The sequence below is a fragment of the Polaribacter butkevichii genome (assembly GCF_038024105.1).
Classification (GTDB): domain Bacteria; phylum Bacteroidota; class Bacteroidia; order Flavobacteriales; family Flavobacteriaceae; genus Polaribacter; species Polaribacter butkevichii.
In genome coordinates, this window is record NZ_CP150661.1 from 653,022 (window position 1) to 668,904 (window position 15,883).

General features: G+C 30.0%; 10 protein-coding genes. 5 read left to right on the forward strand and 5 right to left on the reverse strand.

Annotated elements, in window-relative coordinates; translation table 11 throughout:
* Positions 1 to 356 precede the first annotated feature (356 nt).
* Positions 357 to 2,216, reverse strand: a complete 1,860-nt coding sequence (locus WG951_RS02400) for a B12-binding domain-containing radical SAM protein (RefSeq protein ID WP_105048615.1) — start codon at positions 2,214 to 2,216, stop codon at positions 357 to 359.
* A gap of 281 nt (positions 2,217 to 2,497) precedes the next feature.
* Here WG951_RS02400 and WG951_RS02405 point away from each other — a divergent pair, with 281 nt between their 5' ends.
* From WG951_RS02405 to WG951_RS02420, 4 genes are all read left to right on the forward strand, one after another.
* Positions 2,498 to 5,989, forward strand: a complete 3,492-nt coding sequence (locus WG951_RS02405) for an SMEK domain-containing protein (RefSeq protein WP_105048616.1) — start codon at positions 2,498 to 2,500, stop codon at positions 5,987 to 5,989.
* A 120-nt stretch (positions 5,990 to 6,109) separates the two neighbouring features.
* A complete protein-coding gene (locus WG951_RS02410; protein ID WP_262510172.1) occupies positions 6,110 to 6,835 on the forward strand; it encodes a tRNA-uridine aminocarboxypropyltransferase in 726 nt (241 codons plus the stop codon).
* A gap of 190 nt (positions 6,836 to 7,025) precedes the next feature.
* Positions 7,026 to 7,631: a YbhB/YbcL family Raf kinase inhibitor-like protein gene (locus tag WG951_RS02415; protein WP_105048618.1), complete on the forward strand. Its 606-nt coding sequence runs from the start codon at positions 7,026 to 7,028 to the stop codon at positions 7,629 to 7,631.
* A 101-nt stretch (positions 7,632 to 7,732) separates the two neighbouring features.
* Positions 7,733 to 8,257, forward strand: coding sequence for a thioredoxin family protein (locus tag WG951_RS02420; protein WP_105048619.1), 525 nt, complete (start codon positions 7,733 to 7,735; stop codon positions 8,255 to 8,257).
* A gap of 27 nt (positions 8,258 to 8,284) precedes the next feature.
* On the opposite strand, the gene WG951_RS02425 is transcribed toward WG951_RS02420, so the two are convergent.
* A complete protein-coding gene (locus tag WG951_RS02425; protein ID WP_105048620.1) occupies positions 8,285 to 9,064 on the reverse strand; it encodes a zinc-dependent peptidase in 780 nt (259 codons plus the stop codon).
* Positions 9,065 to 9,406: 342 nt separating this feature from the next.
* Between WG951_RS02425 and WG951_RS02430 the strand changes: the two genes are divergently transcribed.
* Positions 9,407 to 11,776: an ATP-binding protein gene (locus WG951_RS02430; protein WP_105048621.1), complete on the forward strand. Its 2,370-nt coding sequence runs from the start codon at positions 9,407 to 9,409 to the stop codon at positions 11,774 to 11,776.
* 122 nt (positions 11,777 to 11,898) lie between these two features.
* Here the strand turns inward: WG951_RS02430 and WG951_RS02435 are convergent, their stop codons facing one another.
* From WG951_RS02435 to WG951_RS02445, 3 genes are all read right to left on the reverse strand, one after another.
* Entirely contained in the window at positions 11,899 to 14,340 is a 2,442-nt protein-coding gene (locus WG951_RS02435) for a M1 family metallopeptidase (RefSeq protein ID WP_105048622.1), read from the reverse strand.
* Positions 14,341 to 14,707: 367 nt separating this feature from the next.
* Entirely contained in the window at positions 14,708 to 15,250 is a 543-nt protein-coding gene (locus WG951_RS02440) for a DUF4252 domain-containing protein (RefSeq protein ID WP_105048623.1), read from the reverse strand.
* 88 nt (positions 15,251 to 15,338) lie between these two features.
* Entirely contained in the window at positions 15,339 to 15,854 is a 516-nt protein-coding gene (locus tag WG951_RS02445; RefSeq protein ID WP_105048624.1) for a DUF4252 domain-containing protein, read from the reverse strand.
* Positions 15,855 to 15,883: the final 29 nt, after the last annotated feature.

A 15,883-nucleotide genomic window follows, 5' to 3' on the forward strand; every position in this document is an offset into this window, starting at 1 on the left:
CAAATTAACAGATTGCTTCGTAACCTCGCAATGACAAATGGGGTTTTGTCATTTCGACCTTTGGGAGAAACCACATAAAGTGATGCCGTTGTTGTGTTTATTGTTATGTGGTTTCTCCTATCGTCGAAATGACAATTGGGGTTTGTTTAGAGTGTCATTACGAATGAGGTACGAATGAAGTAATCTTTGTTTGGATAAGGAGATTGCTTCGTTCCTCGCAATGACAAACGTACCGTCATTACGAGGACGATAGGACGAAGTAATCTGTTTTTTTTGAGTTACAAATTAACAGATTGCTTCGTTCCTCGCAATGACAAGTAGACTTATTGGAAATCAAGAAATAACTTCTAATAAAACTACTCTTTCAAGCATTTTTCAATCATAGTGCTATTAACAGTAACTCTAGGAACCTTAAAATCGAAATATTTGTGCAACGGAATTTCAAAGCCTTTGTGATTCAAGTAATTGTTTAAAGCGGTATTTAATCCTTGGCTATATAAGTGATGGGCTGCTCCTGTTGGATCTTCGTGATACAAATCGTTCTCGGCAAATCCTTTAAATTCTGGACCAATAATGTTAATCTCAAATTCGTCTGGGTTTTTACCAACCGGACTGTGGCTTGTACACGCAAATTGATGCCAAAAAGCAGACTGAATACAATTGTTGTAAAATAACTGACGTACAACTTCTAAAGAATCGATGGTTTCTTGTGCCGTTTCTGTAGGAAAACCAAACATTAAATAGGCATGCACCATAATGTTTTCGTCAGCAAAGGCTTTGGTAACGCGAGCAACCTGACCAATATCTACGCCTTTTTTCATTTTTTCCAACAACCTGTCCGACGCTACTTCTAAACCGCCAGTAACTGCAATACAACCCGATTTAGATAATAATGCACACAGTTCTGGTGTAAAGGTTTTTTCGAAACGGATGTTGGTCCACCAAGTAATGTATACTTTGCGTTCTAGCAACTTGTTTGCCAAGGCTCTTAACATTTTTGGTGGCGCAGCTTCGTCTACAAAATGGAAACCTGTAATTCCGGTTTCTGAGATTATTTTTTCAATTTTATCTACCAAATCATCGGCGGTGGTGTTTTGGTAATTGCTGATATAATCTAGATTTACATCACAAAAAGAACATTTTTTCCAGTAACAACCGTGAGAAATGGTGAGTTTATTCCACTTTCCGTCAGACCACATTCTGTGCATCGGATTCATGACATCTAGAAAAGACAAATATTTTTCCGTTGGCAAACCTATATAACTTGGTGCTGGTAAGTTTTTATGATGAAAAATAGTGTTGGGCAATTTATTTGCATACACAACCTCGTTATTTCTACAGATATAGGTTCTTTCTAGTTGCTCCTCGCCTATTTTTCCGTCTAAAAATTCGGTAATTCTTAACAACGGACCTTCGCCATCATCTAAGGTGATGAAATCTACAAAATCGAAAATTCTAGGATCCGACAAACGTCTTAATTCGGTGTTGCAATAACCGCCACCCATTCCGATTTTAACGGTTGGATAGTTTTTTTTGATAAACTGAGCGCATCGCAACGCAGAAAATAAGTTACCAGGAAAAGGAACTGTAAAACAGATTAAATCGTAATTGTCTTCTTGTAATTTTTCGTCTAACAAATACAACATTTCATCTTCTATCAGCGTAGTTTCAAACTGTAAACATTCGTCTAACTCATCGAAACTAGAGGCTGCTCTACCAATTTGTTCTGCATAGCGTGTAAATGAGAAAAACTCGTCTACATTTTGGTTGATAAAATCGCCTAATTCTTCTACAAACAACGTAGCAATGTGTTTGGCTTTGTCTAAGATTCCTAATTTGCCAAACTCGGTACTTAAATCTTTGTCTAATTTTATGCGTCGGTGTCCGTGTGGCAAATAATCTTTATGTACAATTTGATACGCTGCCGTAACTTCTTGCACACGCAAATAATTCATTACAGAGTCTACTTTATTGATGTACTCTTCCTTTTGATTCCAAACCAAAGGCAATTCTTTACCACCCAGCATTTCTGCTTGTTTAAAAATGGCATCTATAAATTCTTTGGTAAACACTGCGGTAAACAACTCGATACTTAAATCCATCTGTGTTGTTTGTACCTCTTTAGCATCTAAAAATCCTTTAATGTAAGCGGTTGCAGGATACGCAGTATTTAACTGTGTAAATGGTGGTGTTATTAAAAGTGTGTTTATAGACATAAATAAAATAAAGTGCAAAGATACTACCTCCTTTAGGAAAAGGACAGAAAACTTTTGTTGGTTTTTGTTGATGGGGATTTGGAAGGTGCTTTTTGGTTGATAAGTTGTTATAACCTGCTTTTTAACTTTTGAGATTATTGAAGGGAAAAAGTTAAATTTGTTAGCTAGGTTTTATTAAATATTTAAACACTTAAATAGTATATTAAAATTGATTAAATCATTGAAATTAGAATAAAAAACAAAATAGCTGCTTCTTACCAACACTCAATCCGAAAAAGATAATGAATCTTGCATCAGAACAAATCATAAAAGAAATAAATAGAGCTTTAGCAATATTAACAACAAACATAAAGCTTGACACTCACATAAATTTGACTGACAAAGCTCAAATTGCTGAAAAAATATTTGGGGAATTATTTACAATTATATTTAAATCAAAATTCTCTCGTGCAGACATAATATCGTTAAATCATCCGTCAATTGATTTAATTTCGGAAAGTACTGTATTTCAAATTTCAACAGATGCAACACCTGAAAAAATTAGAAACACGGTTAGAACTTTTATAGAAAAAGAGTACAACAAAAAATACAATAAACTCAAGTTTCTATTTATTTCATCGAGAAATCCTATTAGGACAAGTGGCAAAACTAACTTTGGAGACTTACCAATCAATATTTTCAATCCGAAAGAAGATATTTATTATTCTGAAAAATTAAGTAGTCAAATACAAGGGCTAGAGGACAATGAAATAAAGGAAATTAGAAATATTCTATGGAGAGAACTTGGTTTAGACAATAGCAGACAGCCATTCAGATGGATTAAAGCGTTAGACCTTGAGTTATCAATAACAAATAAAGAAAAAACGAGTGAAAATGAGTTTGAGAATAATCTAATCTATTACACAAATCAAGAACAAAAGCTAATAGACAATTTTGTAAAAGAGATTGATTTTGAAAACAAGAATAAATTTTTAATCACAGGTCATCCATCAACTGGTAAAACAACTGTTGCTTTTGATATTGCAAAGAGAGTACAAGCAGATGAAAATAAAGCATATTATCCTTTTTATGTAAAAATTAAGGCAAGTGACAACTTATCTTTTTCAAACTTTTATGAGGACATAGAAAAGATTGGTATAAATCCTGCTATTCTTATAGTTGATGATATTCACTTAAATTTTCAGCTAGCAAATGAATTAATTTCTAGAAGTGAACAATACTCAAATATCATTTTTCTTTTTGTTTCTCGTTTCATATCAAAAGAATTAAGGAAGGACTTATATTCAGAAATCGATGATGTTTTCGAGATATTAAAAGACTCAAAATTGTCATTTGAGAAATTCAATTCTGATGAATTTTATAAGGAAAAATTATCAGGGATAATTGAAAAATACAAAATCTACAATCAAAAAGAAGGAAATGAATTAAAGGTTGGAAACCCTTTAAAAATAATCGATTTAACAAAAAAGAATCTTTTCAAATTAAGACTAATCTTAAAGGATTGGAACGAGAGTAATTTAACTTTAAGTGATATTGATGATAGTCGATTAAATCAAAATCTTTATTCACGTTTTCTTAATGGTTTAAATCCAGAAGAGCAAAAAGAATTAATGATTTATGCTTGTTTGTATTCTTTTGAGATACCTTTTTCCAAGTCAAAACAAGATGATGCTTCAGAAAAAGATGGTTTGTTTTTCACAGAGGAGTTTAACGATTCTCTTTTTATGCATTCGAGCTTTTCTGACTTACTTATTGATGCATATCTTTCTCGTAATAAAATCGACTTTAAACAGCGATATAATAACGAAAAAGATAGATTTATTGTTTCAAACATTAAAACTTACATACATCTTTTCTTATCTAAAGAGTTTTGTGATTATCCCGAAAACATATATCAGATATTTTACAACTTGGGTATTAACAAAACACAATGGATTTTTAGTGAATTACAAAATGACGCGAATAGCTTTCAAGCAATTGTGAGTTATTTCCAAAAATCTGACACAGCAAATTCAGAAGAACTAAAAAACATACTTCAATTAACTAAACTGTTCGCAAAAAGAAATTATGAGAAATTAGTAACTAAACTAATTGTTGAAAATGAAAGACGTGCGATTGTCTTAAAACAAGGAAATAACAACCTATTTACTTTATCTTATGCCCACTACTCTATTCATCCTAAAAATAAGGCTTTAAAAAATAAACTTTATGAAGTCTTTACAGATGATGAGTTAACAGATATTATTCTAAATGCTAATATAAGTAAGCTTACTTTGGCATTTAAATATCTTCAAAATAATCACATTCGACATCGATTAATTTCACTCATATCAAAAGACGAATGGGTAGATATTTTTAATAAAGTACCTTTCAAACTTTTAGGGAATTCGTTAACTGAAATAAAGACCATTGACTCTGAACTTGCTTTTTACATTTACAATAATCTTGACGAAGAATTTATATCTTCAAGAATTGGAAAAACACCTTTTGACAATATTACAAAAACATTAAGTGAAATTAATGTTCTCGGAAATCAGAAGGCTAAATTCATTTTAGACAAAATTCCGCAAGAAAATCTTCACAAGTCAATTGGTTTTGTGCCTATTTCTCAAATTGGCATTGGTTTATCAAGACTAAAAAAAATTGACAAAGCAATATGTGAGGATATTGCCGAAAACTTAAATCCAGAATTGTTATACCAAAAATTAGTTAGAAGTGATTTAAATGATTTTGGAAGAGTTTTGGTCGAAATAAACAACATAAGCGAAAGGCTTGCAACTCAGATTCTTTTAAAGATAAAAGAGTATAATCCATTAGAAGAAAGATTTAACTCAACAAAAATAAAAGGAAAGGAAATTTCTCATATACTCGAATCTTTGCATAAAATTGGAGACAAAGAATATGGTAATCATTTAATTGAGACAGCTCATTCAGACATCATATATGGTAGAATATTGAGTTCAAGTGTTTCTATATCATCACATATAATAAAGTCAGTTGGTTACTTTAATAAAAGTCTTGCCGAAAAATATATAGATGAGTACTTTAAAACTAACTTAATAGAAAAACTTGAATCTAAACTAATTCTATTAACTCACTTACCAAATATATTTGACGGATTTAGTTCAGTCAATTTTGTTAAAACTCAGTCATTCATTTCAAGTTTAGACAATTATTTATTTGTTAAAAAAGGATTCGCTCGTGAAGTAAATCTTCCAGGACTTGCAAACGCATTTAATGTTTTGAAAAAATATGACGGAGAGAAAATAGATAAAATCATTATAAATCTAAATTCACATAACATTTTTAAAAGCAAAATAATAGAATGTACTGCTGAAGGCTTCTTTAGTTCAGTTTCGATTTTACATAAAATAAGCCCAACTGCAACGAATTCAATGATAAAAATCTATCAAGAAAAACTTAAATCGGGAAAAAAGATTTCAATACAATTTCCTCAATTATGTGATGCTCTTTATCGTTTCGGAAAGATAGATAAGGAACTAGCTCAAAATTTACTAATCGACTTCAAGCCACTATTGATTGAATCCTACAAAAATATTGGATTTAGAAAATTATCATCTGGTTTAAACACACTTGGTAAACTCAATATAGATTACGCACAAAGTTTACTTCGTGAATTATCAATTGAAGATTTGAAAAATAGAATAGATAATATTTTAAATAATGAGAATAATATAAATGGAGCATTAGGCGAAATAAAGAAAGTAGATGAGAAGATATGGAAAACCTTGTACGAATATGCCAATTCTTAAAATTATAAGAATTTTTAAATTAATGTTTTATGTGACTATAAGAATAACAAACGAGTAGTTAAAGCTATTAACAAGAAGAATTTATGTAATTAAACCTCCAATATTTTAAAAAAAAACACCTTGTCATTAACCATAAAACAACCAAGAATAAAATGTTACAAATGCATGCGATCTTCAAGCACGTGTATTTGCAAATACATTAGTTCTTTGCAAACGAAGACGCGTTTTATTATTTTAATGCATCCAAAGGAGTATCGAAAAGAAAAAAAAGGAACGGGCTACATGACGAATCTTCAACTTGAAAATTCAGAAATCATCGTTGGTGTCGATTTTACCAATAATGAACGTATCAATGAACTATTAACTCAAGAAAATAGTACGTCTTTCTTATTGTATCCTGGCAAGGACAGTTTTAATTTATCAACTAGAAAAAGTGCAGAAATACAAACGGTTATTGGAAACAATGCTAACATTTTTATTCTAGATGGTACTTGGCCTTGCGCTCGAAAAATGTTGAAACTAAGCAAAAACTTGCAAGCTTTAAAAAGAGTGAGTTTTGATAACAAGATCATATCAAAATTTATTATTAAGCAGCAGCCAGATCCTCTTTGTTTAAGTACTATTGAGTCGGTTTATACAGTTTTAAATTTATTAAATAAAGCCGACTTAGAACAATGCGATACCAAAGACTTTTTAATTCCGTTTGAAAAAATGATTGCCTATCAACTAGAATATACGCTAGACACGAATCCTAAAAACGATGGTGCTAAGATAAATACCCCTATTATTCCCAAAAACCTGTATAAAAAAACAACCGAAAGACGCATTATTTTTGAACAAGAATAAACATTTTACGGCATTTATACCTTTTTATAGATTGCGCCATTTTTTCTTTGTTAAAACTTACTTAAGACTGTGAATTCTTATCTTTTTTTAACAGAAAAACCTTAAATTCGTTTATGCTTACGGGCAACTAGCTAGCACCACAGTTTTATAGTACCTCACGGATTTTATCACTTTAATAAGACAAATTAAAATGGCATCAAAAAAAAGTATCCTATTTATAATTGCAATAGCCATTATTACTATGCAATCTTGTAAAAAACAGACTTCCTCCTATAAAAATTACGACGATTTTAAAACCATAAACGCAGACTTTATAGTAAACAGTAAAGCTATTGTAAATGGCGAATTGTTAGCCGCTTACAAGTGCGAAGAAAAAGTAAAAGATGTAGAAAATTCCATCCCTTTATCTTGGGCCAATGTACCAGAAGGCACCAAATCTTTAGCGGTGGTAATGTATCATTATCCTAAAAAAAATAATAAAGAAGAAGTAAACTCGTATTTACTTTTATGGAACATTGATCCGTCTGTAACTTCGATTCCTTACAAAATGGCCAACAACCCAAATTGGGCAATGGGCGCAAATAAAGACGGAACCGCAATTTCTTACACCTCACCTTGTTCTCGTGGTCCAGGAAAACATACGTATACCATTGCGTTGTTTGCTTTAAAAGAACCCTTAAAATCGCTTCCTAAAAAGAGTTCTGTACTTGTAAATTACACTACATTTATGGAAGCCATTTCTAAAGTTGAAGTGTTAGACAGAACAAGCTTAACATTTACAGATTTAAACGAATAATTTAAAGATTACAGAACACGTTCTGAACCACTAGAAATTAGAGTAGCTTTAAAAAAGCTGTCTTAATTATATATATTTAAAAATCACTTAAAAAACTATTTATGAAAATTAAATTGATTACACTTTTTATCACCACAGTATTCGCTTTTAGTTTACAAACATCTGCACAAGAAAGTACCGATGTTTTATTAAAAAATGCACAAGCAATCGCTAAAAAAGAAGGAAAAGCTATCTTTATAAAATTTGAAGCCTCTTGGTGTGGTTGGTGTCGTAAAATGACCAAAGACATGAAAGCGGCCAATACTAAAAAGTTTTTTGAAGACAATTATGTAATGGTTCCCGTTGTTGTAAAAGAAACTAAAGGAAAAGAACATTTGGAAAACCCTGGTTCTACAGCTTTATTAAAACAATATAAAGGAGATACAGCAGGTTTGCCTTTTTGGGTGATTTTAGATGCCGATTTAAAGGTAATTACCAATTCTTATGATGCTAATGGTCAGAATTTAGGCGGTCCTGGAACCCCAGAAGAAGTAAAAGTGTTTATTAATAAGATAAAAAAATCTGCCAAAAAAGTTACGGCTAACGATGTAGAAAATATTACAAATCAATTTGTGATGAAAAAATAAAGGAGCAACTCCCCCTATTTTACAACCTTAGGATTTCATAAAACAAGCATCTAGCATTTTATACAATGCTGGATGTTTTCTTTTCATCAACTTTGGTCTTTCAAAAAAATATTCTCCTGCCACAGCTAAAAATTCAATTTCAGAAGTACCACCGTAATTTCTAATATCTGATTTATCATTATTTATCGCTTCCATTTCTTTATGTACCAATTGTAAAAACGGAATGGTATATTGTTTGTCTAACAAAACAGCAGGAATGCCATCTATAACGCCATCTGCTTTGTCTAAAAGATGAATAAACTCGTGAATAGCAGTGTTTCCTTTGTCCGTTTTATTAGTAAACCCAAGATGCAAGGCTTTTCTAGATAAAATCATTTGGTTATCGAATCTTCCTGTTCCTACCAAACCACCTATATTTCTATCGGCAGTTTTATCACTAAATTGTAAATCTTCATCAAAATAATCAGGATAAATTAAAACCGTAGTTAAGTTGGTGTACTGCCAATTTTTAAATCGAAATACAGGTATTATGGCACTTGCCGCAATTAACAAACAATCTAATTCTTCTAGCTTAAAATGAACAGCTTCTATGTTTGTTACTTCTAAAAAACGGAACATTTTAACACAAAAATCTTGTTGCTCATTGGTGGTTAAATTTTTATAGAACAACACATTTTCTAAAAGTATTGCATGCCAATGTGTAGGAATTGTAACGTTTTCTAGTGATGTTGTTTTTCTTTTTTTCTTAAACCTAAAACTTAAGTATAAAATAAAGAGTAATAAAATAATGGTGATTATATAAAGCATTGTCTTTTTTAAAAACGGAAAATTACAACAACTTCTCCACTTCTACTTTCATTAATTTTGTAATTCTAAAAGCAAAAACCTTTACTGAATTTCTAAACTAATGAATTCTATTGTTTTAGGTTTTTATACATCAAAATTAAAAATGATATTTTAGATGTTATATTTAGCTATTTACAGTAAAAACATCAACAAAAACGGCTAATAATTACATAACTTTTTAATATTTTTACAATCGATTTAAAATTTTAATAATTTATAAATTTAGCTAAATTCACATTCTTTTAAAGTAAATTCGGCTTTTTAGAAAACTCAAAACTTTTGTATTTCCGTAAAATAGTAAGAATGAAATTTATAAATATTAAAAAGCTACTCCTTTTTTTCATCCCACTAACTATAATTACCTATTTAGTTATCCATAATTATTATACGATTATTACTAAAAATCAACTAGAAATTATAAAAAATGGAGCTGCCAATGATTTAAATTCTAAAGGAATTTTAATTAATGATATGTATAAAAATCTTGCAATGGATCTTGATATTATTAATTGGGAATATCAAAAGGATTTTGCAAAAGACATAAAACCGAATCAGGATAAACTAAAAGACTTTTTTCTTCATTTAGCAAATTTACAAACTACATACGATCAAGTAAGATTTATAGATACCCTAGGGCATGAAATTATTCGTGTAGATTTTGATAGTATTAATGCAGCAAAAGTTACAGAGTTTGATAAACTTCAGAATAAAAGCAATCGTTACTATTTTAAAAATGCTAAGAAATTACAAAAAGACGATATTTATTTTTCTAATATTGATTTGAATATGGAGCATGGGAAAATTGAAATTCCTTATAATCCTGTGCTTAGAGTTGCTAAAAAAGTATACACCCCTACTAACAATTGGAGTGGCGTACTCATTATCAATTATTTTATGGATAATCTTTTTGATAGATTGGCTAGACAGAGTAAACTTAAATATGCCAACTTTGAATTAAGAACAGCAGAAGGATTTAGTTTAATATCTGAAGATGCACATAAAAATTTTAAACACATTACCTCTAATTCAGATAGTTTGGCATTGTACCATACACACCCAGAACTATGGAAAAAAATAGAGCAAAACCCCACTGGAGATTACGCTTTTAAAAACAATATTTATCTCTATAAAAAAGTAACTATAAATAGTAAAAGCATTAAAAATAGTCATTACAAAGACCAAAAAACATTTGTTCTTATTCATAAAATAGATCTAAAAAAAGTATACCAATCTCAGTCTATTTACGCCATATATGAATGGGCTTCTTTTATAATTATTACCATTTTAATTTTCTTGATTTTATTGGGAATTCAATATTTTAATCACAAAGTACATCTTCAAAATAAAACATTACAAGATCAAAATAGCCAATTAGAAACCCTAAAAAATAAGTTACAAGATACTTTAAGAATTAAATTAGAAGAATTAAAATTAACTGAAAATAAGTTTTATTCGATATTTAACAACGCAGGTATTGGTATTACACTTCTAGATTTAAAAGGAAAACCAGTATTTTCAAATAAAAAATTAAATGATATTTTGGGATATTCTGAAAAAGAATTGACCGCATTGACATTTGCCGATTTTACACATCCAGATGATTTAGAAAAAGACATGACTCAATTTCAGAAACTAATTCAAAGAAAAATTGACTCTTATAATATAGAAAAAAGATATATACGTAAGGATAAAACCGTTATTTGGGGAGATTTAAATGTTTCTTTATTGTTGAATAAAGAAAATGAAATTATCAATGTAATTGGTGCTGTTAGTGATATTACAGAACGTAAAGACGCACAAAGAGAAACTAGAAACCTTAAAAAAGTAATTAAAAGCCTCGATTATATTGCAAAAGTTTTAAAAATTGATTCTGTAGAAAATATTTCTGAAATTAATGAATCTATCAATTTAGTAAAATACATAGAAAAACAATCGGAAGATATTTTAAAAGCCAACAAAGCAAGAGAAGAACTTTTAACCAATTTAGAGCACAAAAATAGCGAGTTAAACAACTATGCACATATTGTTTCTCACGATTTAAAAGCGCCTTTACGAAGCATTTATACCTTATTAAATTGGGTTGAAGAAGAACCAGAGAATTCTTTAACTGATGAAAGTAAAATGTATTGCCAATTAATTCTAGAAAATCTAGAAAAAATGGAATCTTTAATTACCGGAATTTTAAGTTACTCAAGTATAGACGATGATAAAATGGCTGAATACGACATTAACACCTACGATTTAGTCAACGAAATTGTAAAATTAATTCTTGTACCTAAATCTATTCAAATTAAAATAGATGCCAACCTTCCTGTTATCAAAGGTAATAAACATCGAATTCTTCAAGTGTTTCAAAACCTAATTCAGAATGCCATTAAAAGCATTACCAATGAAACAGGACAAATAGAAGTTGGTGTAAAAGAAACCTTAGAATTTTGGGAATTTTATGTAAAAGATAACGGAAAAGGAATTGAAGAAAAATACTTCAAAAAAATATTTGAGCTTTTTCAAAGTATTGATGACAGTGAAACAAAATCTGGAATTGGACTTTCTATTGTTAAGAAAGTAATTCATTTTTATAAAGGAAAAGTTTGGGTAGAAAGTGAGATTACTAAAGGAACTACTTTTTATTTTACACTGCCTAAAGCCGAAACAAAAACATTAAATAAATAGAAAAAAAGACCTACAAAACCGATATTATAATTGCTGTAAAACAGAACACCCTAGATTACCACAACGTATTGTAATAAACTAGGGTGTTGTTCTTTAACTAAGGTTACTTAAACTATAAGTTCTTACAATAACTTAGCCATACCTTCTTTAATAATTTCTGTATTTCTAATTTTATTTGGAGTGTTTTTAGCTTCTTGATCTTGTATCATTTTTCTCATTAAATTAATGACTACTTTATCAAAATTAAACGATTTGTATTGGTTTCCTTTTACCACCATATCGTCTACAATATTCTGTATTGCTTCAGAATTATTATTCTCTGAGATTCTTGTAAAAGCTTTTTGATACAAACTTTTGGTAGCATCATCACCCGTTAAAAACATACCAGACAACACGTTTTTTGCAATAAAAGGCAATTCTTTTTCGTCGTTTTCTTCTATGTAAATACGTGTTAAAGGCGTTGCTAAAATTTTTCTAATTTCATCTGGTAATTCTCTAGATTTGGCTATTGCCAAAGGTTTATCTACATAATACATAGCTACTAAAGCTTTACCAATTACAGAGTATGATTTGCTTTCTAATCCTTTTACAAAAATAGATTTTAACGCTGGGTCTGTTAATTTACCTAACGTTTCTATAGCCGTTGCTTGTACCAATGTTTTCTTATCATTATTAGCAATCTGCATTATTTTGGCAATGGCATCTTTTTTAGAAAACTTATTAATTAAATCTATTTTTTCTAAAGCTAATATTCTAATTTTATAAGAAGCATCACTCATTGCTGCTTCTACAGCGTTAAAGGCATCTTTTTCTTCTTGTTTTTTGGCTACTTCTAACAATGCTTCTCTTCTATGTGCATAGTTTTCTGCATGTTTTAACTGAAAAATATAATCACTCAATATTTTAGTTTCGGTAATTTCACATAATAAAACACCGTCTGCATTCACCTGAATTAACGTTGGCTGTTTGGTGTATGGAAAGGTAAAAGAAGCATCGTTATTATCTACAAAAACGTTGTGTCTTGTTTTTTTACCACCTTCAAAAATATCAATGGCAAAAGGAAACTTAAACTCATTTGCATTTAGTTGTTGTAAGTTTATTGTTACCGTTTTCTGAATGGTGTTATAATCATAAGAAACTTCTATTCTTGGATGTCCTGCTCCAAAATACCATTGGTTAAAAAACCAATTTAAATCTTTACCCGTAATTTTTTCAAATACTAAACGTAATTGATGTACCTCTGCAGCTTGGTATTTATTTTCTGTTAAATAGGTTTTTAAGCCTAAGAAAAAAGCATCGTCACCTAGGTACTTTCGTAACATGTGTAATATTGCTCCACCTTTGTTATAGCTAACTAAATCGAACATATCTTCTTTATCTACATAGTTAAAACGTACCAAATGTTTGTCGTTATTTTGCCCATCTAAATATGCCTGACTATCTTCAAATAAATGCATATCTGCATCTAATTTACCGTATTTATATTCTCTCCATAAATACTCGCTATAATTGGCAAAAGATTCGTTTAGCGTTAAATTAGACCAACTTTCAGACGTTACTAAATCGCCAAACCAGTGATGGAAAAGTTCGTGTGCAATGGTGTTTTCTTGTGCATTTTCATCAATTAATTGTCCTGGTGTTTGGTACGCTTGTTCGCCATGAATTACTGCAGTTGTGTTTTCCATTGCCCCAGAAACGTAATCTCTACCCACAATCTGGCTATACTTGTTCCAAGGATATTCAACCCCTAATTTCTCAGAAAAGAACCCCATCATTTCTGGTGTTAAACCAAAAATATCTTTAGCATATGGTGCGTATTCCTTTTCTACATAATAGTTTACAGGAATATTTTTGTAAGAATCTTTTATAACTTCGTATGCTCCTACCCCCATAAAGAATAAATAGGGCGCATGTTTTTGATCCATTTTCCAATAATCGGTTCTATTGGTTCCGTTTTTAGTCTGACTTACTAATTTTCCGTTAGAAAGTGTTACAAACTTATCTGGAACGGTCATATAAATTTCTTGCGTCGTTTTCTGATTCGGACTGTCTATTGTTGGAAACCAACAGCTACTTGCTTCCGTTTCTCCTTGTGTCCAGATTTGAGTAGGTTTATTTTTGTCTAAACCATCAGCATTTATAAAATACAAGCCTTTTGCATCGGTAATAGCAGCACTTCCTTTTTGTTGCACTTTTTCCGGACGAGCAGTATATTTTATATAAATGGTGTATTCTTCGTCTTTTTTATAGGTTTTTGGTAAATCGATTATCATTTGCAAATCATCGTAATGATACTCTAATTTCTGATTATTTAAAGAAACCTGATGTATTAGCATTGCTTTGGCATCTAACGTAAGTTTGCTAGTTGCATAAAAATGAGGTTTTAAGGTAACCCAAGCTTCTCCGTTTAATTGTTTTTCCTTAAAATTAAAATCGACTTTTAATTTTGTGTGAACCAGATCGTTAATTTTTTCTCTTTCGGGTTTGTAGGTATCATAAGTTTGAGAAAAACTAACCAAACTCATCAAAAGGAAAACAAAAAACAGCACTTTTTTAATCATCATATATTGCATTTTCATAAGTTCCAAAAATAAGAAATATTAACAATGTAGCTGTTAATGAGCAGTTAAAAATAGTTGACAGTTACAATAGCCGTTTTTAGTAAAAAAGAATAGCTGCTTATTATAAATATACAACATAGAAAATATGCAATTTTATCATTTAGAAGGTAGAAAGAAATCACATAAAGTTACCTATACATTGGTTTTCTTTATTCGGAGATTTCTCCTTTTATTGAAATAACAATTGGCAAGTAGTATTCATTTTTTTAAAAGCTTTTTAATGATTTAAAAACGAAACACTCTATTAAGATTGCAAAAAAAAGCTGTAACCTCATAAGAGATTACAGCTTAAAATTAACTATTAAAAAAATTATTTTCCTTTAAAAATAGCGCTGAATTTTTCTAAATCTAAATTGTCTTTATTAAATTTAATATTATTCATCATTGCTATAATCTTAGTAGGATTCATGTGGTCGCCTAATAAACGAGCAACACCTACTCCAACTTCGTCTCCATAACCAAAAGCAATCACTTCGTCTATAGAATCTGTATTTCCGGTATAATACAAGTTTACATGCATTCCTTTTGTTTTCATAGACATTAAAGATTTATACTCTTTGTTGTCTTTAAAAATACTTTTTAATGTTGTTTTTTCAATTTCATACGTTGGTTCATTTCCTTTAATTGGCAATGCAACCACGTTTATTTTTCGAATACTTTTTAGCGTTTCTTTTACCTCTTCAGAAACAGCCTCTGACTTTAATTGTAAAAAACTAGTAGGAATATCAACAGTAATAAAACCAGTTTTTTCTTGACTTTCTACTAAGTATCCTTGTAATGATTTTTCGTTTTTACACGATGTTATCATTAAAACAAGCAATAAAAGAGAAAATATTTTGGTGATGTTTTTCATAATAGTATAGTTTGGGGTGATAAAAATTAAATTGTCGTCTCCTTGAGCGCAGTCATAAGTTCTCGACTACGCTCGAACAGACATCTCTTTACTTGTTGCTTCCTTTAGAAAAAGTATCGGCCAATTCAGACATTTTGTTAATATCGATGTTACCCGTTAAAGAAACCACAACAGCTTCTGCATTTCCTTTTGTTTTTTTATCAATCCCCTTAATAAACATTAAAACCTCACTTACAAAGTCTTTATTTTTGGTTGATTTTACATAAATTTTTACACGAGAACTATCATCTTTAATTCTCATTAATTGTGTTAAATTTTGTTTTTTAATGGCTGTATTTGCCATTACTTCCATTTTGTTTGCGATACCAACATCTTTGGTAGAAAACATTTTAAATTCTTTTAAATCTTGAATCATCTGAAAGACCTTCATACCTTCATTATCATCTACTTGTACATTTTTAAATTTAGAGATTAACTCAAAAGCATCTTTGGTAACAACTACCATATCTATGCCGTCCATATCTTCTAAAGAATCAAAAAAGGACTGTGCGCTGGTTACCATTGGTGCAACTACTAACGCTATTAATATTGCTATTTTTTTCATAATTTCTGTGTTTACTTAATTTTACTATT